The 19883-nt window shown below is 56.3% G+C and carries 20 protein-coding genes and 1 pseudogene; 9 read left to right on the top strand and 12 right to left on the bottom strand.

Annotated elements, in window-relative coordinates:
* Positions 1 to 79 precede the first annotated feature (79 nt).
* Both nth and AC2FHW_RS17095 read left to right on the top strand, forming a co-directional pair.
* Complete coding sequence (gene nth, locus AC2FHW_RS17100; protein ID WP_271952085.1) at positions 80 to 724, top strand: endonuclease III; 645 nt, start codon at positions 80 to 82, stop codon at positions 722 to 724.
* Positions 721 to 1710 carry an adenosine kinase gene (locus AC2FHW_RS17095; RefSeq protein ID WP_271952078.1) on the top strand — a complete coding sequence of 330 codons (990 nt, stop codon included), beginning with the start codon at positions 721 to 723 and terminating at the stop codon, positions 1708 to 1710. The genes nth and AC2FHW_RS17095 overlap by 4 nt, the downstream gene beginning before the upstream one ends.
* Before the next feature lie 55 nt (positions 1711 to 1765).
* Here AC2FHW_RS17095 and trhA read toward each other — a convergent pair whose 3' ends face one another.
* Both trhA and AC2FHW_RS17085 read right to left on the bottom strand, forming a co-directional pair.
* Positions 1766 to 2413, bottom strand: coding sequence for a PAQR family membrane homeostasis protein TrhA (trhA, locus tag AC2FHW_RS17090; protein WP_496822302.1), 648 nt, complete (start codon positions 2411 to 2413; stop codon positions 1766 to 1768).
* Position 2414: 1 nt separating this feature from the next.
* Positions 2415 to 2900, bottom strand: coding sequence for an RNA pyrophosphohydrolase (locus AC2FHW_RS17085; RefSeq protein WP_271952074.1), 486 nt, complete (start codon positions 2898 to 2900; stop codon positions 2415 to 2417).
* A 138-nt stretch (positions 2901 to 3038) separates the two neighbouring features.
* Here AC2FHW_RS17085 and AC2FHW_RS17080 point away from each other — a divergent pair, with 138 nt between their 5' ends.
* Positions 3039 to 5066 carry an FAD-dependent oxidoreductase gene (locus AC2FHW_RS17080; RefSeq protein ID WP_496822300.1) on the top strand — a complete coding sequence of 676 codons (2028 nt, stop codon included), beginning with the start codon at positions 3039 to 3041 and terminating at the stop codon, positions 5064 to 5066.
* A gap of 51 nt (positions 5067 to 5117) precedes the next feature.
* Here the strand turns inward: AC2FHW_RS17080 and AC2FHW_RS17075 are convergent, their stop codons facing one another.
* Complete coding sequence (locus tag AC2FHW_RS17075; RefSeq protein WP_496729598.1) at positions 5118 to 5726, bottom strand: LysE family translocator; 609 nt, start codon at positions 5724 to 5726, stop codon at positions 5118 to 5120.
* A gap of 127 nt (positions 5727 to 5853) precedes the next feature.
* On the bottom strand, positions 5854 to 6294 hold the full coding sequence (locus AC2FHW_RS17070) for a DUF4399 domain-containing protein (protein WP_281973795.1): 441 nt from the start codon (positions 6292 to 6294) through the stop codon (positions 5854 to 5856).
* Between the two features lie 228 nt (positions 6295 to 6522).
* Between AC2FHW_RS17070 and AC2FHW_RS17065 the strand changes: the two genes are divergently transcribed.
* Positions 6523 to 7428 (top strand): LysR family transcriptional regulator, encoded by a 906-nt coding sequence (locus AC2FHW_RS17065; RefSeq protein ID WP_271952071.1) that lies wholly within the window; start codon positions 6523 to 6525, stop codon positions 7426 to 7428.
* Between the two features lie 57 nt (positions 7429 to 7485).
* Here the strand turns inward: AC2FHW_RS17065 and AC2FHW_RS17060 are convergent, their stop codons facing one another.
* The gene (locus AC2FHW_RS17060) at positions 7486 to 8403 is read right to left on the bottom strand and encodes a hydrogen peroxide-inducible genes activator (RefSeq protein ID WP_496822299.1); all 918 of its coding nucleotides are present in this window, start codon (positions 8401 to 8403) and stop codon (positions 7486 to 7488) included.
* Positions 8404 to 8499: 96 nt separating this feature from the next.
* Between AC2FHW_RS17060 and AC2FHW_RS17055 the strand changes: the two genes are divergently transcribed.
* The gene (locus tag AC2FHW_RS17055) at positions 8500 to 9462 is read left to right on the top strand and encodes a sodium-dependent bicarbonate transport family permease (RefSeq protein ID WP_496729602.1); all 963 of its coding nucleotides are present in this window, start codon (positions 8500 to 8502) and stop codon (positions 9460 to 9462) included.
* A 3-nt stretch (positions 9463 to 9465) separates the two neighbouring features.
* Here the strand turns inward: AC2FHW_RS17055 and AC2FHW_RS17050 are convergent, their stop codons facing one another.
* Genes AC2FHW_RS17050 through AC2FHW_RS17035 form a run of 4 tightly spaced genes read right to left on the bottom strand, consistent with a single transcriptional unit; the run spans position 9466 to position 12381 of the window.
* Positions 9466 to 10368 (bottom strand): OmpA family protein, encoded by a 903-nt coding sequence (locus tag AC2FHW_RS17050; protein WP_142639969.1) that lies wholly within the window; start codon positions 10366 to 10368, stop codon positions 9466 to 9468.
* Positions 10365 to 10937, bottom strand: coding sequence for a peroxidase-related enzyme (locus AC2FHW_RS17045; protein ID WP_271952063.1), 573 nt, complete (start codon positions 10935 to 10937; stop codon positions 10365 to 10367). Before AC2FHW_RS17045 ends, AC2FHW_RS17050 begins: the two co-directional genes overlap by 4 nt.
* Complete coding sequence (locus AC2FHW_RS17040; RefSeq protein ID WP_271952061.1) at positions 10934 to 11662, bottom strand: GNAT family N-acetyltransferase; 729 nt, start codon at positions 11660 to 11662, stop codon at positions 10934 to 10936. The genes AC2FHW_RS17045 and AC2FHW_RS17040 overlap by 4 nt, the downstream gene beginning before the upstream one ends.
* Positions 11659 to 12381: a competence/damage-inducible protein A gene (locus tag AC2FHW_RS17035; RefSeq protein ID WP_271952166.1), complete on the bottom strand. Its 723-nt coding sequence runs from the start codon at positions 12379 to 12381 to the stop codon at positions 11659 to 11661. The genes AC2FHW_RS17040 and AC2FHW_RS17035 overlap by 4 nt, the downstream gene beginning before the upstream one ends.
* A 49-nt stretch (positions 12382 to 12430) precedes the next feature.
* On the opposite strand from AC2FHW_RS17035, the gene sfsA reads away from it, so the two are divergent.
* The gene (gene sfsA / locus AC2FHW_RS17030) at positions 12431 to 13147 is read left to right on the top strand and encodes a DNA/RNA nuclease SfsA (protein WP_271952060.1); all 717 of its coding nucleotides are present in this window, start codon (positions 12431 to 12433) and stop codon (positions 13145 to 13147) included.
* Here sfsA and AC2FHW_RS17025 read toward each other — a convergent pair.
* The 3 genes and pseudogenes from AC2FHW_RS17025 to AC2FHW_RS17015 all read right to left on the bottom strand — a co-directional run bounded on the left by AC2FHW_RS17025 (position 13072) and on the right by AC2FHW_RS17015 (position 16003).
* Positions 13072 to 14078: pseudogene (locus AC2FHW_RS17025) on the bottom strand (DUF3604 domain-containing protein). The gene sfsA and the pseudogene AC2FHW_RS17025 sit on opposite strands and share 76 nt — an antisense overlap.
* A 291-nt stretch (positions 14079 to 14369) precedes the next feature.
* Positions 14370 to 15134: a hypothetical protein gene (locus AC2FHW_RS17020; protein ID WP_271952058.1), complete on the bottom strand. Its 765-nt coding sequence runs from the start codon at positions 15132 to 15134 to the stop codon at positions 14370 to 14372.
* Positions 15131 to 16003 (bottom strand): hypothetical protein, encoded by an 873-nt coding sequence (locus AC2FHW_RS17015; protein WP_271952056.1) that lies wholly within the window; start codon positions 16001 to 16003, stop codon positions 15131 to 15133. Before AC2FHW_RS17015 ends, AC2FHW_RS17020 begins: the two co-directional genes overlap by 4 nt.
* 369 nt (positions 16004 to 16372) lie before the next feature.
* Between AC2FHW_RS17015 and AC2FHW_RS17010 the strand changes: the two genes are divergently transcribed.
* From AC2FHW_RS17010 to AC2FHW_RS17000, 3 genes are all read left to right on the top strand, one after another.
* Positions 16373 to 17209: an amino acid ABC transporter substrate-binding protein gene (locus AC2FHW_RS17010; protein ID WP_271952054.1), complete on the top strand. Its 837-nt coding sequence runs from the start codon at positions 16373 to 16375 to the stop codon at positions 17207 to 17209.
* A gap of 190 nt (positions 17210 to 17399) precedes the next feature.
* A complete protein-coding gene (locus tag AC2FHW_RS17005) occupies positions 17400 to 18728 on the top strand; it encodes a DUF3300 domain-containing protein (protein WP_496729606.1) in 1329 nt (442 codons plus the stop codon).
* 1 nt (position 18729) lies between these two features.
* Positions 18730 to 19620, top strand: a complete 891-nt coding sequence (locus AC2FHW_RS17000; protein ID WP_271952052.1) for a DUF2950 family protein — start codon at positions 18730 to 18732, stop codon at positions 19618 to 19620.
* Positions 19621 to 19883 lie beyond the last annotated feature (263 nt).

The following is a 19883-nucleotide window of genomic DNA, read 5'->3' as shown; positions in this document are numbered from 1 at the left end:
CCGCTAAGCAGATTCTTGCTTGTGTGGTTACCCGAGCCATCGGCTTGCCCTGCGCCGCAATACGTGCATACGTCGCCGCATGGCCAAGCAACTTGATTACCACACTATCCGAGAGATTTTTACCCGCTTTCAGCAGGCTGACCCGGAACCTGAGGGTGAGCTAGAGCATGTGAATGTCTATACTCTGGTCGTAGCGGTGGCGCTGTCTGCACAGGCCACCGATGTCGGCGTCAACAAGGCTACGCGCGCCCTTTTCAAAACCGCCGACACCCCGCAAAAGATGCTGGACCTGGGCGAGGATGGTCTGATCGAGCATATCAAAACCATCGGTCTATTCCGCCAAAAGGCAAAGAACGTTATCAAGCTCAGCCGTATTCTGGTCGAAGAGTATGACGGCGAAGTTCCCAATTCCCGCGCCGCGTTGCAATCGCTGCCGGGCGTCGGGCGTAAGACCGCCAATGTGGTGTTGAACATGTGGTGGCGCTATCCGGCGCAGGCCGTGGATACGCATATTTTTCGTGTCGGAAACCGAACAGGCATCTGCCCGGGAAAACATGTGGATGCGGTTGAACGCGCAATCGAAGATAACATCCCGACCGATTTCCAACTGCACGCACATCACTGGCTTATCTTGCATGGCCGGTATCACTGCAAAGCACGCAAACCTATGTGCGGAACCTGTATCATCCGCGATCTCTGCCAATTCGAGGACAAGAACCTATGAAAACCTACCAGCTCACCGGTATTGGAAACGCCGTTGTGGACGTGATCTCTCAGGCCGATGACAGTTTTCTGGAACTGATGGGCATCGAGAAGGGCATCATGCAGCTGATAGAACAGGAGCGGGGTGAACTTCTTTACGCCGCTATGGAAGGCCGCGTGCAAACGCCGGGCGGATCCGTTGCTAACACGATTGCCGGTGCCGGCGCACTGGGACTGAGCGCAGCCTTTATCGGACGCGTACATGATGATGCGTTGGGACGATTCTACGCAGAGGCGATGCACGAGGACGGTGTGGATTTCGTGAACCCGCCCGTACCGGGTGGAGAGCTTCCGACTTCGCGCTCGATGATTTTTGTCTCACCCGACGGTGAACGGTCGATGAACACCTATCTGGGGATTTCCTCGGAGCTTTCCTCGGCGGATGTATCAGCCGGGGTCGCGGGTAACAGCCAGATCATGTTCCTTGAAGGCTATTTGTTCGACAAGGAAAAAGGCAAAGCTGCGTTCCTTCAGGCCGCACGGGATTGCCACAAGGGCGGCGGCAAGGCCGGGATCGCCATTTCTGACCCGTTCTGCGTTGAACGGCACCGGGTCGATTTCCTGCTGCTGATCGAAAACGAACTGGATTTTGTGATCGGCAACGAGGCCGAGATCAAATCCCTGTTCGAAACCGACGATCTTGAGGATGCACTGGCGAAAACCGCCGATATCTGCCCTCTGGTGGTCTGCACCCGGTCAGGCGACGGGGTAACTGTGCTGAATGAAGGTCAGCGCTTTGACATTCCGGTGGAAAAAATCGTTCCCGTTGACGCCACCGGCGCAGGCGACCAATTCGCAGCCGGGTTCCTGTTTGGCATGGCCACTGGGCGGGACTATGAGACCTGCGCCAAGATGGGCAATGTCTGCGCCCGTGAGGTGATCAGCCATATCGGCCCGCGCCCCAAGGCGGATATGATCGATTTGCTCAAGCAGGGCGGCTTGCTTTAATCGGATCAGGACTGGCCTATAATTTGTGGGAGGGGCAGAGCCCCTCCCCTCACGGTTATCCCTGCACGAATAGGGCGATCCAGATGCCTACGAACATGAATATGCCGCCAAGATTGACCCAAGTGTGCCAAATCGCATAGCGGAAAGGCAGTGTCTTGCGGGCATAAAAGACTGTGCCGATCACGTAGCTTGCCGCCCCGGCCAGAATGCACCACAGGACTGAAACGGGGACATCTTTCAGATCGGGTATGGCGCACAGCCCCAGCGCGCCCAGACCCAGATAGGATGCTGTTGACCATCGGGACTTGACCGTCTTGTTGGCGATCTTGTTCCAGATGGCCACCACAGTCAGCCCCCAGCACAACCAGAGCAAAGTCATGGTCCAGCCGGTACCGGCCAGCAGGAAAAAGGGTGTGAAGGTGCCGCAGATACTGGAATAGATTGCGGCATGGTCTATGCGTCGCAGCAGCTGCCGACGCTGGTGCCAGCGGGAAAAGTGATAAAAACACGAGGCCAGATTAGAGCCCAACGCACAGGCTACATAAACCAGAACCGCAAGAATAAGCCCGCTGTCGAGCATCAGGTACGATTTGCGGATCAGCGCTCCGCCAGCGGTCAAAATCAACGCCAGACCGATAAGATGCACGACCAGATCGGCGCGGCGGTGGCATGGGTCCGGACTGGGATAGGTCTGTGGGATCATGTCAGTTCAGGTGATCCGAAAACGCTGCAACCACGCGTTCATACACGTCGCGTTTGAACGGCACGATTTCGGCAACCAGCTGGTCCGGTTCCTGCCATTTCCAGCGGGTGAATTCGGGATGCTCAGTCTGAATGTCGATCTGATCGTCGCGGCCAGAGAACCGCATCAGATACCATTTCTGCTCTTGACCCCGATACCGACCTTTCCAGATCTTCGGCACGATGTCATGCGGCAGATCATAGGGCAACCACCCCTCGGTCTCGGCGATGATCTCGACCAGATCTGCCGTGACGCCGGTTTCTTCCCACAGCTCGCGCAGCGCCGCATCGCGCGGGTCTTCACCCTGGTCCACACCACCCTGAGGCATCTGCCAGGCGTCCTTGTGGCGGTCGTTGCGCTGGCCGACGAATATCTTACCCTCGGCATTCATCAACATCAGCCCGACGCAGGGGCGGTAGGGCAGTTTGGCAATCTCTTCGGGGGTCATACGCGGCCTCGTGAACATGCTTTGGAGCGTCTGTAACAAGCAGCGGGCCCAAGGCAAAGGGTATGACGTTAGGTTTCGCGTGACAAAGATGACGCGAAGGTCAATCTGGCAGCCAAATTCTATAAGGGAGAGTTCTGGATGACTGCATACCCAAACATGCTGGCCCCGCTGGATCTGGGCTTTACCACGCTGAAGAACCGCGTGCTGATGGGCTCGATGCATACCGGGCTTGAGGAGACCGGCGATTGGAATCGGGTGGCCGAGTTCTATGCCGACCGCGCGCGCGGTGGCGTGGCGCTGATGGTGACTGGTGGGATCGGACCAAATCTTGAAGGTTCGGTACTGCCGGGGGCATCAATGATGACCAACGACAAAGAAGTGGCAAACCACTCCATCGTCACCCAACGGGTGCATGAGGCCGGTGGCAAGATCGCGATGCAGATCCTGCATGCGGGGCGCTATGCCTATGGGCCGAAATGTGTCGCACCCAGCCCTGTGAAATCTCCGATCTCTCCGTTCCCGCCGACCGAACTGGACGAAGAGGGAATCGAGAAACAGATCAGCGATATCGTGAACGCCGCGGTCCTGGCCCAGAAAGCGGGCTATGACGGGGTCGAGATCATGGGATCCGAAGGGTATTTCCTCAACCAATTTCTGGTGACTCACACCAACAAGCGCGAGGACCGTTGGGGCGGCTCTTATGAGAACCGAATGCGCCTGCCGATAGATGTCGTGCGCCGCACGCGCGAGGCCGTCGGCACGGAATTCATCATCATCTACCGCTTGTCGATGATTGACCTGGTTCCCAACGGATCTACTCATGATGAGGTTGTGGAACTGGCGAAGCGGATCGAACAGGCCGGCGCCACGATAATCAACACCGGCATCGGCTGGCACGAGGCGCGGATTCCCACCATTGCCACCAGCGTTCCGCGCGCGGCCTTTGCTTGGGTGACCAAAAAGCTGATGGGCAAGGTCTCGATCCCGGTCATCACGTCGAACCGGATTAACACGCCGGAAGTCGCCGAAGAAGTTCTTGCCACGGGGTGCGCCGACATGGTCTCGCTGGCCCGCCCGATGCTGGCAGATGCGGATTTCGTCACCAAAGCCATCGCTGCTGAGGCGGCGACGATTGCACCCTGCATCGCTTGCAACCAGGCCTGTCTGGATCACACATTCCAGGGCAAACTGACCTCGTGCCTGGTAAACCCGCGCGCTTGTCACGAAACTGAACTGGTGATCACACAGGCCGACAGCGTCAAGAAAGTTGCCGTCGTCGGCGCGGGCCCCGCAGGTCTGTCGACCGCAATGACCGCCGCCCAGCGCGGCCATGACGTGACCCTGTTTGACCGCGCCAGTGAGATCGGCGGTCAGTTGAACATGGCCAAGCAGGTTCCGGGCAAAGAGGAATTCTGGGGTCTGGTCGACTGGTACCGCACCATGATTGCCGATTTGGGCATTAAGGTCGAGCTTGAGCGTGAAGTGTGCGCCGATGATCTGGCCGGCTATGACGAGGTGGTGATCGCCACCGGCGTCGTCCCGCGTGATCCGAAAATCCCCGGTCAGGACCGTGACAATGTCGTCGATTATATCGACGTCCTGCGCCACAAGACCCCGGTTGGCAAATCAGTGGCCGTGATCGGAGCAGGTGGGATTGGCTTTGACGTGTCCGAATTCCTGCTGGAAGAAGGCCACAGCATCACCACCGACTTGCCTGCCTGGATGAAGGAATGGGGCGTTACCGACCCGGCCGAGCACCGCTCGGGCCTGGCACCTGAAGGGCCACAACCTGCCGCCCCCGCGCGCCAGGTGACTTTGCTGCAGCGCAAGGCGCAAGCCCATGGCAAAGGGTTGGGCAAGACCACCGGCTGGATTCATCGCGCAACGCTGAAGATGAAAAACGTCAATTTCGTCGGTGGCGTGAATTATGAGCGGATCGACGATGACGGGCTGCATGTGAGTTTCGGCGAAGCACGCGAGAACCCGACAGTAATTGCGGTGGATACGATTGTTCTGTGCTCGGGTCAGATCTCGGACCGCAGCCTGGCCGATACGTTGATCGAACGTGGCATCACCCCACATGTGATCGGCGGCGCGGATGTTGCAGCCGAATTGGACGCCAAACGGGCCATCAATCAGGGCACGCGGCTGGCAACCACTTTCTGATTTGCCTTGGCCCGGTCCAGAACCGGGCCAATCGCTCTGCTGGTATTGGGGTCAGTCGGCCAGCGCCAGCTTTGCACCCAATGCCCCAAAGGCCCCGGCGAAACAGCGCCTGACCCAAGCCATGACAGTGGGCCGCTGGATCACATAGTCGCGTGCCACCGCCGCGAAAGCGCCATATCCAACAAAGACGACAAAGGTCATGGCCATGAAGGACAAGGCCAACTTGATCAGCTCTGCTTCGGCGGCACCTGTACCGGCAGGAATGAATTGCGGCAGAAAGGCCAGAAAGAACAAAGATAGCTTGGGGTTCAACACATTGATCAAGGTGCCCGTGATTGCAATCTTCACATACCCTTTTGCGGGTTTCTGGCTCTGTACATCCAATGCTCCGCCTTGCCGGACGATCCCCCAGGCCATGTAAAACAGATACAGCACCCCAAGGTATTTTAGCACCAGAAAGGCCAGCGCGCTGGTATGCAGCAGGGCCGCAAGACCGACGATACTAGCCAGCGCGGCAGGTACGGTCCCTATGGTACAGCCAATCGCCGCCGCAAAACTGGCCCAAAAGCCACGCCCCAACCCAACCGCAAGCGTATAGATCGCGCCGGTGCCCGGTAAAAGCACAACGATCAGAGACGTCAGTAGGAACTCTGTCGACATCCTGGCCCTCCCTTTCCTAGCACGCAGGATTTCCGGTTCGAAAGGAAAAGTAAACGCCATACATCACTGTGGCCCGGCGGCATTCCTGAAAGCCCGCCGGATACCAACAGCAGAAGTCTCTTATCGCTTATTCAACGGTTATCGTAATCACCTCGGACACGATGGGCGTGGAATGCGGTACATGACCTGCATCGCCCAGCACTAGCTGAAGCGTATGTTCGCCTGCAGCCATTTCCAGCGTCACCTCGGTCTGACCGCCGCCAAAATGGATATGATTGTCATCCGCGGGCAGACCATAAGACAACTCATCCGCACCGTCCTCTCCCTGCCCCAAAGGCGGTCGGTCGATCAGCAGATGATGATGCCCGGTGTTTTCCTTTTCAGTACCCGCCGGCGCGACCCCCATGCCGCTGAGGCCAAAGACCACGGTGACCGGAGATTGGACAACGTCGCCGTCAGACAATTTCACAAAATAGACCTGCGCTTCGGGGTTTGATGGTGTTTCACCCCCGGCCAGAGCAAATGTCGCCGACAGGCAGGTTGCGGCAATAGCTAAAACAGCTTTCATAATCTTCTCCGTTGTCACAAATTTGCCATCCTCATGGTAGCATGTTTCGGCCCGAAATCGAGGATACCCGTTGTCAAAAGGCTTGTGGCCCATATGGAAACCACTGTTTCAGAGTTTCCCAAGCGCAAACGATCCGATTCAAATCCCTGATATTATCCCATGTCCGCCCTGTTTCCGCCCAGATTTGACGTAAAGATCAGTTAAAGAACCTACACCTGGGGAACAAGAATGGACCGACTGACCGAAATGGAAGCCTTCGCCAACGTGGTGGACCAAGGCGGTTTCACCGACGCGGCCAAGAAAATGGGCATCTCAAAATCGGCTGTGTCCAAGCACGTTTCCAGCCTGGAAGCACGCCTGGGCGCAAGACTGCTGAACCGCACGACGCGCCGCGTGTCACCAACCGAAATCGGGCTGGCCTATTATGACCGGGCCCGCCGCGTTCTGAATGACGCGGGCGAGGCTGATGCGCTGGTCACCTCGATGCAATCTGCCCCCTCTGGTCTGCTGCGGATCAGTGTGGCGACAGATTTCGGCGTGAATCACCTTTCTCCGGTTCTGTCAGGATTTCTAGCTGCCTATCCCGACATCACGGTGAATATGGTGCTGAACAATCGCTATGTTGAGCTGATCTCGGAAGGGTTCGACGTTGCTGTGCGGATTGGTGAGCTGGAAGACAGTACATTGCGCGCCCGCAAGCTGACCGAAACCGTCAAGCGGATGGTCGCCGCGCCCACCTATATCGAGAAATTCGGGCGTCCGCAAAAGATCGACGACCTGAACGAACACAAGCTGTTACATTATTCCAGCCAGTCTTCGGGCAATGTGTGGAAACTGACCGCACCTTCGGGTGAAAAACGTCAGGTCCGCACCGCCGGGTGGCTCAGCGTGAATGATGGGCAATCCTTGTTGAACGCTGCGGTCTCGGGGCTTGGGATCGCGCATCTGCCCAGCTATCTCTATGCCGAGGCGCTGAAGTCGGGCGAAGTTGTCGACGCAATGCCGTCGCTGCCCGATGAAGTGCAAGGCGTTTATGCCGTCTACCCGCCCGGCCGCTTTACGCAGCCCAAGGTGCGGGCATTCATTGATTTCCTTGTCGATGCCTTCAACGAAAAAGGCCCGATGGACTGGTAATTCTAATTTCTCCCGGTGGAAACTGAACGGCCCGCACATGTTGTGTGGGCCATTTTTTTAGTCGCTTAACACGGCCAGCCCCATACTCTGCGCGACCGTACGCAAGGATTGGATCAGGATATTCTGTCCGGGCAGATCAGCTTCTTTTCTGCGGGAAAGAAGCGCGATATCGCGGTTGGCATTTGTTATGGTCAACGGGCGCAAATGGACTTCATCGCGGTAAATCCCCTGACGTCTTGCATACAGGTCCGGCAACACCGCAACCCCAACCCCCGAGGCTGCCATCAGCACGATGGAATCAAGCGTGGTGCCCTCGTATTCATCCGACACCACCCCGCCGCATTCCGCCGCAAGCGCATAGACGATCCGGGACAGACGGTGGCTTTGGTCCAGGGTCAGGATCAGCCGGTCGCGCAAATCCTGGGCGGTGACACCCTGGGTATCACCCGCCAGCACATCATCCACAGCGACCCCGATCCACAGGGATTCGTTGAACAGGCGCTGCTGGATTGTGTTCGGATGGTCCTCGGGCGTGGACAGGATCAGATCGAACCGACCGGATTTCAGCCCTTGTTCCAGATCACGCGTGTTTTCCTCGCGCACGACAATGCGCAGACCGGGGCGGTCTTGATGGACCTTTTTGATGACCTGAGGCAGCAGGTAGGGCCCGATTGAGGGCAACACGCCCAGCCTTAGCCGTCCTGAGACCGGTGTCTCGCTGCTCATCGCGTGGCGCAGATCCCGGACATCGGCAAGGATCTTCTGGGCGCGTTCGATGAACTCTTCGCCTTTGGCCGTCACCTGAACGCCGCCCCGGTTGCGATCAAAGATGCGCAGGCCAAGCTCTTGTTCTACAGAGGCAATTTGCGCCGAGAGGCTGGGCTGACTGACATTCAATACCTCGGCCGCCAGCCCAAATCGACCCAGTCGGCTGACCGTAACGATATATTCCAGCTGTCTTAGTGTCGGGCGCATTTCATAGCTTCAAACTATCCTAAATTTAGAAAGATAGTATTGGGATAACAAAAATAGGCAAGGCACTTAGCCCGTGAAATCGGGACAGGAGCCAAAATGCCCAGCGTTATCGAAACCCTTTCCAGCAACCTGCTGGTCCCAACCATCCTTTTCTTCGTCCTCGGGCTGCTAGCGGCTCTTGCCCGCAGCGATCTGTCGATCCCCGGTGGGGCAGCCAAGTTCATGTCGCTGTATCTGCTGCTGGCCATCGGCTTCAAAGGCGGCAGCAGCCTGGCCGAGCATGGCATCCACATGGCTCTGTTCCTGACTTTGCTAGGCGGTGTGGCGTTGTCTTTTGTCATCCCCTTTGTGGCATTCGGCCTGCTCCGGGTCATGACACGGCTGGACGCGTTGAATGCGGCGGCTGTTGCCGGGCATTATGGGTCAATCTCAATCGTGACCTTCGTCACCGCAACCAGCCTGCTGGATTTGGTGGGTCTTGATCATGACGGCTTCATGGTTGCTGTCGCCGCCGCGATGGAGGTTCCCGCCATCCTTTCGGCCCTTTGGCTGGCGCATAAAACCAGCAGCAAGGGCGTCAATGACAATGGGCTGTGGCGCGATCTGTTGGCAAACGGGTCGATTGTCCTGTTGACCGGGGCCTTTCTAATTGGCGCTATTACGGGTGGCGAAGGGATGCAGATGATTGCGCCGTTCATCGTCACACCCTTCACCGGCATCCTGTGCCTTTTCCTTCTGGATATGGGCATTTCCGCAGGGCGCAGCCTGATCAAGAACCGCGACAAGCTCTCGCTGGGTCTGTTTGCCTTTGGAATGCTGATGCCCCTGATCGGCGCTGCGATGGCCTGGGTGGTCGGGGCGGTGATCGGCCTGCCCGAAGGCAGCCTGTTCCTGTTCATGGTCCTGTCTGCATCCGCCTCGTATATCGCTGTGCCCGCGGCGATGAAGATCGCGCTGCCAAAGGCCGAGGCCGGGATTTATCTGACCCTGTCGCTGGGTGTGTCCTTCCCGTTCAACATCACGATCGGGCTGCCGCTGTACCTGTGGTGGGTGATGTAGGGATCAGTTGATCAGCAGAACCGCCTCGACCCGGCGGTTGAGTTCGCGACCTTCGGGCGTTGCATTCGAGGTGATCGGGGCCAGATAGCCGATCCCCCGCGCCTCGACCCGATCGGCGGCCACGCCGTATTTCTCGATCAGCCGGGCGCGCACGGTTTGCGCCCGGCCCGTGCTGACCGAAATATTGGCCTCGAGTGCGCCGGTATCATCCGTGTGCCCGACCAGAGCCAGCCGCGTTCCGGGATTGTCCGACAAATACTGCGCAACCTTGTTCAGAGAGCCGAAAGGCCCCTCACCCAGGGTTATTTCGCCCGTGCGGAAATGCAGATCGCCCAGAATCACGTGGCCCTCTTGCGCAAGCTCTTCCAACAGCCCCTGCGCCTGATCGACCTCTTCTTCGATCACCAGCGGAGGCGCGGCCTCGGCCCCCTCAGGTGACACGCGGATCATCTGCACATAGCCATCGGGCGGGTTTCGGCTGACCAAAAGGCTCAGGACTTCGTCGCCCTTGGCAGCGGACAAAAAGCGATAGTCCTGGATGGCCACATACATGTCAGGCGTCGGGACAACCTCGGTTCCAAAGCGAAAATCGAAGCCACCGCAACTGCGGGCGTCGCAGTCAAAGATAACCTCATACCCCTGGGCTTTGATCTGTTCCCGCAACGGGGCGAGCAGCTGCAAAGTGGTGCTGGACCCGGCCTGCAGCCGCCAGGTATAGCGCTCGACCCGCCCTTCGACCCGGCGCGCTGGGACTGTTCCGTCGACGTAGGGGCCGGTGGGCAGGTCATAGCTGTCGAGCGGGCTTGTGCGGTCGCTGACCAGACGCGCGCCCGAAGGCAGCGTCAGCTCTTGGCCGACAACGGGCGACGCAATGAGCAACAGGAATATGGCGAGGCGGCGGATCATCTTGATTGGGCGTGATACTCGGGGTTGGGGGACATCGCGGTCGCGCTTGCAACACGGTTCGACATGTTGAAAAAGCCGGTCACATTGGCAATGTCCCAGATATCGCGGTCGCTAAACCCGGCATCGCGCAGGACCTGCCGGTCAGGCTCTTCGATCTTGGTGCTTTCGGTGGTCATTTTAGCCGCAAAATCCAGCATGGCACGCTGCCGCTGATCCAAAGGCGCAACCCGGTAGTTCATGATCAACATTTCACCCAGCTGCGGATCACCGGACAACTGCCTGACAGCCGCACCATGTGCGACAAGGCAATAGAAACACTTGTTTATTGCCGACACGACCACCGCGATCATCTCACGCTCGAGCTTGGACAGCCCGCTATCGGCCAGCATCAGATCGTTATACATCGCGGTGAACGCGTTCAGCTTGTCGATGTCAAAGGCATAGGCCCGCAGGACATTGGGCACAAACCCCAGCTTTTCGACGCAAATGTCGAAGTATTTCTGCGTCTCGGGCGGCAGCGGATCAGCCATCGGAAGGTTCAGCGCGGTGGGCAGGGCAAGATCGGTCACTTTGGGTTCTCTCCTTCAACCAGCTGACGGTAATGGTATTCTCCGGCAAGCTCCATCCCAAGCGCGCGATAAAGGCCATTGGCCCCCGCATTCGCCTTGGTGCAAATCACGCTGAGCGTCCCGGCGCCCTGATCCTGTGCCCAGAGCGCAGCCGCGCGCATCGCCCATTGGCCCAGGCCCTGACGGCGATGAGCGGGCAAAATCTCAAGTGCGTGGACCATGGCCACGTCCCCATGCATCGCAACAAATCCAGTACCAGCAGGTTGGTCACTATAGCGAAGCAGCAGGCCGGTCTTTGGACCCGGGGCTCGCTCCATCACGGCCAGCCGCTCTGGTCCAATCCCGCCCTCGGCCCAGATCTCACGCATGATTGCCAGCGGCTCCCATATCGAGAACACCGTTACGCGGGGGAGCGGAAGATCAGTCAGATGCTCAACCGGGCAGGTGTAAATATTGACCGGATCCAACACGGAATAGCCCCGGCCTTCAAGCTGCGTATCCAGCGCCTCGTCCCCTGGCCACAGGCAAAAGATGCGCTTTTGTCCCAGTGCCTGCATCGCGACCTCGGCCGCCGCAATATCCTCATCCGAGGCAGGCCCCAGCGCATTGGCCGCACTTACCCGCGATCCGCCGCCCAGACCCTGACGCACCAGAAACGGCCCCAGCTTTTGGCGCTGCGCAGATGGCCATGTACCCTCGACGACGTCAGGCCAGGTAACGCTCACAGACCAAGCTCTTTCGCCAACCGGGTTGAGGCCGCGTCGATCCGGGCACCTTCGGTTCCGCGAATGACCACATTGGCGCCAAACACACCGTTGATCTGAAACGGATAACACCCGATGGACAGATCCTGAAAATCCGCTGCGAGTGCCGCAAGGGGGGCGGCGATATCGCCTTCGCCGCGATCCACCCGCAAAGTTTGGGACAGCAGAGGAACACCGCCGGTCAGACCCGGCAATACACTCGCCACCATCGCCTGAAAGACCGAGGGCACCCCAGCCATCACATGAACATTGCCGATGGTAAAGCCTGGCGCAGTCGACACCGGATTGTCGATCAGCGTGGCACCATCAGGGATGCGCGCCATGCGCAAACGGGCAGCGTTCAGTTCCAGCCCGGATTTCTCGTAATGCGCTTCAAGCAAAGCGCGGGCATCGTCGCGGATGTCGATATGTGCGCCAAAGGCACGGGCGATGCAATCGGCGGTGATATCATCATGGGTCGGTCCAATCCCGCCGCTGGTGAAGACATGATCAAACTTTGCCGACAACGCCTGAACGGCGGCTTCGATTGCAGCGGCGTCATCGCTGACCACACGGACCTCTTTCAGGTCGATCCCCTGCTTGGTCAGCTCCTGCGCGAGATAATGCATGTTTGCGTCGCGGGTGCGACCCGACAGGATTTCATCCCCGATCACCAGCATGGCTGCGGTTGGATTTTGCATGGCCTGCGCCCCCTTGATCGACCCTTTCCGCAGGTATAGGCCCTGAAGCATGCGATTTGAAACCCCTCTTGTCCCCGCCCACCTGATCCGCCGCTATAAACGCTTTCTAGCCGATTGCAGGCTTAAGGACGGGCGCGAGGTGACAGCGCATTGCGCCAATCCCGGCTCGATGATGGGACTGGCCGAACCGGGCGAGAAAATATGGTTGGAGCCCAATGACGACCCGAAGAAAAAGCTGAAATATGGCTGGCGGCTGGTCGATCACGAAAACGGGCATTTCACCGGCGTGGATACATCCGTCCCGAACCGGGCGTTGCGCGCGGCATTGATCGCGCGGGAGATCCCCGAACTGGCAATGTATGAAACCGTGCGCCCCGAGGTGAAATACGGCGAGAACAGCCGCGTTGATTTCCTGCTGACCCAGCCGGGCCTTCAGGACGCTTATGTCGAGGTCAAATGCGTGACCCTGTCTCGCGAACCCGGTCTGGCCGAATTCCCCGACAGCGTCACAGCGCGCGGAACCAAACATCTAGGGGATCTGACAGCTATGGTGGACCAGGGGCATCGCGCAATCCTGCTGTATCTGGTCCAGCGCACTGATTGTGAACGAATTGCATTGGCCGCAGATATCGACCCGACCTATGCAGCGGCGTTCGAGGCGGCCCAAGCTAGGGGTGTCGAGAAACTGGTCTACGGCACACGGATATCGCCTGAAGGGGTTTGGGTAAACGTGACCGAAAGCCAATTGTTCATGCAGAAGCGTTGAAGGGGTAGTTTGAGCCCAAAGCGGACTAAGTAAATTCTGGTTTCAGCCTTATAATAATCGTTCCTGCCAGATTGACGATGTGTATGCCTCTCTTGTATCGACCGTGGGGCTTCGTCAGGGATCTCCGTTCCGAGCACTTTGGCATCGTATGTTGTCCAACGTGGCGTTGGTACTGCCAACACTCTGGCATAGTAGAAAGAGCTTTGTTCCGGATCGTAATCGGGGTCTCTCCAATACTCGGATAGAATTGCCTGACCAATATCGTTTGTCCAAGTTGCACTCTCAACGTCAACGGTGTCGCCAACGGGCCCGTCACACTTCGCGTTCACTAGTTCGCGCCCGCCGCAAGATAAATCGTAAACACGTTCCGAAGTTGTCCCGTCGCTATTTAACCACTCTTTGACGATTTGAATGCGGTCTAGATTGGCTCCATCGGGACGCCTCTTTCATATCCATACGCGGCAAAATCAGCACGCGGCAGGTCCGTTTCTTCAAAATCGTATCCGGCAAAAAAGCGAACGCGCATGCGCGGACCTTTGGTTGCGTAGACTTCTTTCCGAGCAAGAGCGTCCCAAATGGCCTCGCGTGTGTTTTCTCTTGCCCAAACTGCCGCCATTCCCGACGCCGAAGTTTGCCATACATATTGGGCAACCTTCTCGTCGCCACCGATGCCGCCCACGACTTCTTCGAAACGGATCGGGTTCGCAGTGGGTTCAACGGCAGCGTTAAGTTGTTGCCCAAACTCAGTCATGAGAAGTGTGGCGTCTTTCGCTGCCAACAGCGGCACGAGACCCAAGTTCTCAGCGTGATCGGCAACCACCAAAAAGTCCAATGGTCAGCGCAGCCTAGCTTCGACACCGGTGCTGGATATCACCACCTCGTCCTTGGCAAAGCGGTACGCTTCATCAGGGCCTAGCACATTGCCGATCATTCCGACATCTGCAGAGTAGGACGTATGCAAATGAGTGTCGCCAAAAAAGACCTGATTGGGAAAGCTCTGCCGTGGATAAAGTGAATACTGCCTGTCGCCGCGTTGAGTGCTCGGGATGTCCTCGGCATGGGCGCAAAAAGCAAGCAAAATGGTAAGAACAGATGCAAAACGGGTCATTTTCGACCTCATCTTTTGCACGAATGATGCTACGTTAAATGCATATTTCTACGACTCGATCTTGTTCTTCGAAATAATTAGATTCTATCTACCGCACTAAGCCGTTGGCTAGGTTCAGCGGGGCGGAGGTGGAAGCACCTTCTTCGACTGGAGTACCTGAAGGATGTCAATAATTGCCTCAGTACTCGTTTCGATTGAACCTCGGAAGAACAGTCCGACGCCACCTTCCCCTAACTCCCGTGTGCCACCGGCGTCGTAAGTTGGCGAGAGAGAGACAAGTTCGGGAGGTAGTTCTGGGCATACCGGGTTTCTTTGAAGTATTGCGTTCGCGGTCTCGATGAATACCTGCCGAACCTTTTCGACATTGCCCTTTGCATCGGACGACTCGGTGAGTTGATCCGGAGCAAGTCTCAGGTCATCCAAACGGAAAAAAAGGCAGTCATCTTTGAATTCGGCCGAAGCGGAAGCACCCACCGTCAAACCACCAGCGAAAGTGTTCTCGCCGCGTATAGATCCACCGTCGCTGCGGCTTTCGCATCGGAAAAGCTCTGCTTCGATCCTCCCACTTAGCGAAATCACTGTATCGTCGGCACGGGCCGTTGCTTCGGTCACGCCGATCAGTGCGTTGCAGACATCTACAAACGCGGCTCGTTTAAGTTCCTCAACAAGTATTTCGTTTGCCCGGCGTAGGTCTATGACACTTTCGATTGAGATCCTTGTCGCGTTCACATCTTTTAGTCTCAATGCCAGATCAACGGGAAACTCAAGATCTCCTAGCTTGACGTCCCCGTTTGCTTCGAAGGTAACCTCTTCAGCCAGCAGCGCGGTTCCGAAAAGCCCGGCAGTAGCTAGTATCAGAAGAAAGATCCGATCCATCATCCCGCACCCCCAACAATACCGCGAGATTGCATAACCGCCAGGAGTTCCATCATCGTCATCGCACTAGTGTCGATTGAGCCGCTCAACGCAACACCGATGCCACCGTCACCAATTTCTCGTGTACCGCCGGCGTCGAAAACCGGATTCAACGAAGAAAGCTCCGAAGGCATCTCCGGACAAATCACATTCTCTTCGGTGAACTCCTTTGCCTTGGTGAGAACGACCTCCTCGACGCGCTCTGTGAGGCCAATTAGGTTAACCAACCCGCCGACAAACCCGGTAGGTTGAAGCACGACGTCGGCAAGATCAAAGTGAACGCATTGATCTTGAACATTGGCGCGTGCCGCTGCGGCGATCCCAACAGTCGTCGAGATAAAGCGTACTCCACGCCCGTTGGTTCCCTCGGATTCTTCGTTTCGACAACGATAAAGCTCGACGTCCACTGAGCCAACGAGTTCAATGAGATCACCGCTGGCGCGGGCGTCGTCGAGTTCAAAGTCAACATTCAAAGAGCAACTTTGTTCCAGAGTACCCGACAGAAGCGCGGGCGCTTGGACTTGGATTTCTCGCAGATCTAAGAGCCCCCGGAAACCTAGGCGCGTTGACGTCGCACTGCTGATGCCCGCGTTAAATGTGTAAGGTAGGTTTTTCCCACGAGCGGGAATCTTGTTTGAGATGCTAAATTGAACTTCCCCGGCGTAGTCGCTTGGCGACGCATTCTGTGCACTGGGTCGAGCGTTCAACTCGGACTTCAAAAGTTCTGGGTTCGTGGTTGCACAGGATGCGAAGAACAGCAAACACACAAAGGCAAAAGGTACGGTTTTACGCGCCCCAAGTTCCGCCAAACTCGGTTGTAGTTCTATTCCCATTACCCTTCGCTCAACCTCACCGTTGAATATCAACCCTACCGTACAGCGTCACGGCGAAGGTCAACAGTTTGCACCACGAAAATATACTGGTGCGGTGTTGTGTTGTCGCAACGACTTGCAGTTGACGCGGGTCCTTTGAAACTTCGAGCATAAGCTCTGCCCACAAGACTTTTCTCTCGCGTTAAGCCCTGAGAAGGAGCAGATGCATTCGGGCATCTGCCAATATTGCGAGGGTATGCTTTCGATTCGTCACCATGCCAGCACCTCTCATCAACAAACCGACTCCTAGGCGACACAATGTGTTTTACTCTCGACACAGGGTGCTTTTCACCTCCACAAGGGTGTTACGCCACTAAAGAGGGAAAAACCATGCGCTTGCTTTCTATACTTATTGTGACGGTTCTATTCACAACCGGCGCGGTTGCCCAAACAATCGACAGGATAACAAAAAACAACGAAATCCGATTTGGTTTTCGAACAGATGCTGCTCCGTTGTCTTACATTAACGACCAAGGTCGCCCGTTTGGTCTGTCACCGTTGATTTGCGATCATGTAGCGAAGGTAATTGCGCAGAAACTGGAATTGAAGGATTTGAATGTTCAGTTCATTCCGGTCGACTCTAAGGATCGTTTCGACAAAGTAGCTTCCGGAGAGGTGGATATGCTCTGCGGGGCAGCGTCGATTACACTTTCCCGACGCGAAATTGTTGATTTCTCAATTCCAACTTATGTCGATGGCACGTCCATATTGTTACCAATCGAGGCTGAGGGCACCATGGGTGCACTCGCGGGAAAGAAGGTTGGAATGAGAAGCAGCACAACAACAGAAGCGTCCGTTCTAAATTCATTTGAAGCTGCAGGTATCGACGCAGAAATGTTGCGGTTCGCTTCACACCCAGACGGTATCAAAGCACTTCGAGACGGTGAAATTGACGCCTATTTTGCAGATCAGTCGATTTTGCTGGTCAACTACATTGCTGCGGGGCTAAAGGGCAAATTCAAACTATCCCAGGAAATACTGACGATAGAAAAGCAAGGATTGGCTATTGCGAGGGGTGATGATAACTTTCGACTCGTTGTCGATAGTATTCTGTCAGAAATGTATGCTCAGGGCACAATGGAAGAGATATTTCGTCTCGCTTTGCCGGGGGTGGAGCCGAGCGAAGCACTAAAAGCTCTGTATGTTTTCGCCCCCATTAATCCCTGAGGCTTGTCGCGCAAAACAGTTTTGTTGGGAGTTAATCGCCCTGCGCCATAGAAGCTGGCCTTGTAAGTAAATTGACCGCTCAAGCCAGCTTGACCAATGACCATGTTTTACTAAATGATCCTCCATTTGGCAGGCCAGTTGCCAGAATCACGGTCTTAGGCGATCCTTCGATAAATTGAAGGATCGCAATATGTTTAGATATATAATATTTGCTCTCAGTTTAAGCGCATCTAACGCCCTGTTTGCACAAGAGGCGTCCGATACTGTTGCAACGGAAGTTACGTCTGAGACTTCATCCGATCTTCTATCTGATGCTGAGTTGCAAACTTTGGTCGCCCCGGTGGCTCTTTTTCCCGACACTCTACTCATACAGATATTTGTTGCGGCCACTCAGCCACTGGAGATTGTTAAGGCAGAACGATATTTGTTGGATAACGCCGACCGCGACCCCGTAGAGCTCGAGCCGGAAATCGAAGCTATGGGCTGGGATCCGTCTGTAAGTGTATTGGCCACGGCGTTCCCCGAAGTCGTCGGTCAAATGGCCACCCACATCGATTGGACCGAGACAGTCGGCACCGCCATGCTGGCCCAGTCCGACGATGTACTGGATGCGGTGCAGGTAATGCGGGATCAGGCAATTGACAGCGGAGCTCTTGTTTCCGGGCCCGAGCAAACTGTCGAGGTATCTGATGAAGAAACGGTTGTAATTACTCCGACACAACCCGAAACAGTGTACGTCCCGCAATATAATCCCGAGACTGTCTATACCGGCCCGTCGACCGGGGACGTAGTGGGCGCGGCCTTGCTGACATTTGGCACCGTGGCGCTGATCGACGAGATTTTCGACGATGACGACGATTGGTATGACTATTGGGGGTGCCGGAATTGCGGCGGATGGGGCGGTGGCCCGATATACAGAAACCCGGACATCGACATAGACGTCGACGGCAACGTCAATATCGGTAACGATATAGATCTTGGTGACCGAACTGATATCGGATGGAAACCCGATCCTGACCGAAAAAAGGAAGCCCGGGACAAGATCGCTGATCACAAAAGGCCGGAAGGTGGTCGCGGCGACCTGCCTGTCAACCGCCCCGAGGGTCGCACGGACGAACTCCGCGCAAAACTGAGCAGTGAATCCGGTGCTGCAGACATTAGCAGGGGAGGCGCGGCAGCAGTTGCAGCTGGTGCAGGGGCGGGGGCTATCGCGAGCGGTGCTCTGGCCAATCGAGGTAGTGGGGGCAAGTCCTTGCCGCAGGTGAATCGCGGTAACGTTGATCGGGACAAGGCTGCTGCCAAGCAGCAGGCCATCGATCGGACGAAACGGCCAGATGCGGCGAAGAAGCCTGTCAAAAAGAAACCGCAAGCAGCTAAGAAACCTCAGGTAAAAAAGGCCACGGCTCAGCAAAAACCCGCTGCGTCCAAAGGTAAGGCTATGAAGAAAAAATCTTCAGGCGGCAAAGCTCACAAGGCGTCCAAACGGGGACATGCTGCCAAAGGCAAGGGGAGGCGGTAACATGCGTAAATCGGTTTTTTCTATTTTAGTGATCGCAGTGGCTACAGGACCGGCGTTTTCCGACGGTGCCCTGTTCGAAACTCCGCAAACCGCGCTGGACGCTTTTGTCGAAGCTTTAAGGGCCGATGACCAGAATAAGCTGCTCGAGATTTTCGGACCAGAGGCAGAAGATCTAATCGGAACGGGTGATCCGGTGGAAGATCAGCAAAGAAGGCAGGAAGTGCTTGGCATGTATGCTGAAGGATACCGCTTTCAGCCCGAGGATGATGGGGTTTTTCTTCTGCTTGGCGAAGATAGTTGGCCCTTTCCGATCCCAATTCTGAAAGCTGAGAATGGTTGGAAGTTTGATTTAGAAGCCGGGGTAGAGGAGCTTTCCGCCCGTGAAATCGGACTGAATGAATTGGAAGTAATCGAAACGCTTGAGGCCTATGTTGATCTTCAGGCGGCGTTTCGTCTTGTGGACCACAATGGCGATGGCGTCATGGAATTTGCCCAAACGATCATTTCGGATCCCGGCGCACGAAACGGCCTCTTCTGGCCAGAAGAAGACAGTTTTGTCGGTGAAGCCCTTGCCCGCGCCACCGCCTCGGGGTGGAGCGACGGTGCGGATGATTTCGAACCCGAACCTTTCCTCGGTTACTACTTCGCAATTTTGCAGGGGCAGGGACCAAATGCTCCGGGTGGTGCCTATTCCTATTTTGTCGGCGATCGGTTCGTGGCAGGTCACGCCTTGCTTGCGGTGCCTGCGGACTACGGAGAAACGGGTATCCATTCTTTTCTCGTGGGTGAAAACGGCACCGTGTTCGAAGCGGACTTTGGGCCGGATACGCTTGAAATAACAGCTGAGATATCGACCTATGATCCCGGCCCAAATTGGTCACCAGCCGAGTAAATTTCGATTGGCGGCGACGCTTTGTTGCCGCGTGCAGGTGTAGATTGAATGCAATTTTCGACTTAAGTAGCAATGGTTCGGGAAGGATCGATTTTGGGAAATCTAATTAATCGATGAAATAATTGCCCTTGATTCAATTCGACCCAATTTGCCCGCTATGGTTTGACCGAATGGCCGTTTTGTCCGCTAGGGTCAGGACTCATAGCCAATAGATGACGAGAGCTGCGATGGCGATTGCTGAGAGGAAGACCTTCGGGCACCTG

Source organism: Ruegeria sp. YTSA108 (assembly GCF_059610185.1).
This window is presented reverse-complemented; position numbering and strand designations above follow the sequence as displayed.

Excerpts from the sequence above, each read along its gene's own strand:
- AC2FHW_RS17075 (WP_496729598.1), bottom strand. The coding sequence starts at position 5,726 with ATGTCGACAGAGTTCCTACTGACGTCTCTGATCGTTGTGCTTTTACCG.
- AC2FHW_RS17020 (WP_271952058.1), bottom strand. The coding sequence starts at position 15,134 with ATGATGGATCGGATCTTTCTTCTGATACTAGCTACTGCCGGGCTTTTC.
- AC2FHW_RS17050 (WP_142639969.1), bottom strand. The coding sequence starts at position 10,368 with ATGATCCGCCGCCTCGCCATATTCCTGTTGCTCATTGCGTCGCCCGTT.
- AC2FHW_RS17010 (WP_271952054.1), top strand. The coding sequence starts at position 16,373 with ATGCGCTTGCTTTCTATACTTATTGTGACGGTTCTATTCACAACCGGC.
- AC2FHW_RS17005 (WP_496729606.1), top strand. The coding sequence starts at position 17,400 with ATGTTTAGATATATAATATTTGCTCTCAGTTTAAGCGCATCTAACGCC.
- AC2FHW_RS17060 (WP_496822299.1), bottom strand. The coding sequence starts at position 8,403 with ATGCGCCCGACACTAAGACAGCTGGAATATATCGTTACGGTCAGCCGA.
- AC2FHW_RS17080 (WP_496822300.1), top strand. The coding sequence starts at position 3,039 with ATGACTGCATACCCAAACATGCTGGCCCCGCTGGATCTGGGCTTTACC.
- AC2FHW_RS17095 (WP_271952078.1), top strand. The coding sequence starts at position 721 with ATGAAAACCTACCAGCTCACCGGTATTGGAAACGCCGTTGTGGACGTG.
- AC2FHW_RS17055 (WP_496729602.1), top strand. The coding sequence starts at position 8,500 with ATGCCCAGCGTTATCGAAACCCTTTCCAGCAACCTGCTGGTCCCAACC.
- sfsA (WP_271952060.1), top strand. The coding sequence starts at position 12,431 with ATGCGATTTGAAACCCCTCTTGTCCCCGCCCACCTGATCCGCCGCTAT.
- AC2FHW_RS17035 (WP_271952166.1), bottom strand. The coding sequence starts at position 12,381 with ATGCAAAATCCAACCGCAGCCATGCTGGTGATCGGGGATGAAATCCTG.
- AC2FHW_RS17065 (WP_271952071.1), top strand. The coding sequence starts at position 6,523 with ATGGACCGACTGACCGAAATGGAAGCCTTCGCCAACGTGGTGGACCAA.
- AC2FHW_RS17000 (WP_271952052.1), top strand. The coding sequence starts at position 18,730 with ATGCGTAAATCGGTTTTTTCTATTTTAGTGATCGCAGTGGCTACAGGA.
- AC2FHW_RS17070 (WP_281973795.1), bottom strand. The coding sequence starts at position 6,294 with ATGAAAGCTGTTTTAGCTATTGCCGCAACCTGCCTGTCGGCGACATTT.
- AC2FHW_RS17015 (WP_271952056.1), bottom strand. The coding sequence starts at position 16,003 with ATGGGAATAGAACTACAACCGAGTTTGGCGGAACTTGGGGCGCGTAAA.
- trhA (WP_496822302.1), bottom strand. The coding sequence starts at position 2,413 with ATGATCCCACAGACCTATCCCAGTCCGGACCCATGCCACCGCCGCGCC.
- nth (WP_271952085.1), top strand. The coding sequence starts at position 80 with ATGGCCAAGCAACTTGATTACCACACTATCCGAGAGATTTTTACCCGC.
- AC2FHW_RS17085 (WP_271952074.1), bottom strand. The coding sequence starts at position 2,900 with ATGACCCCCGAAGAGATTGCCAAACTGCCCTACCGCCCCTGCGTCGGG.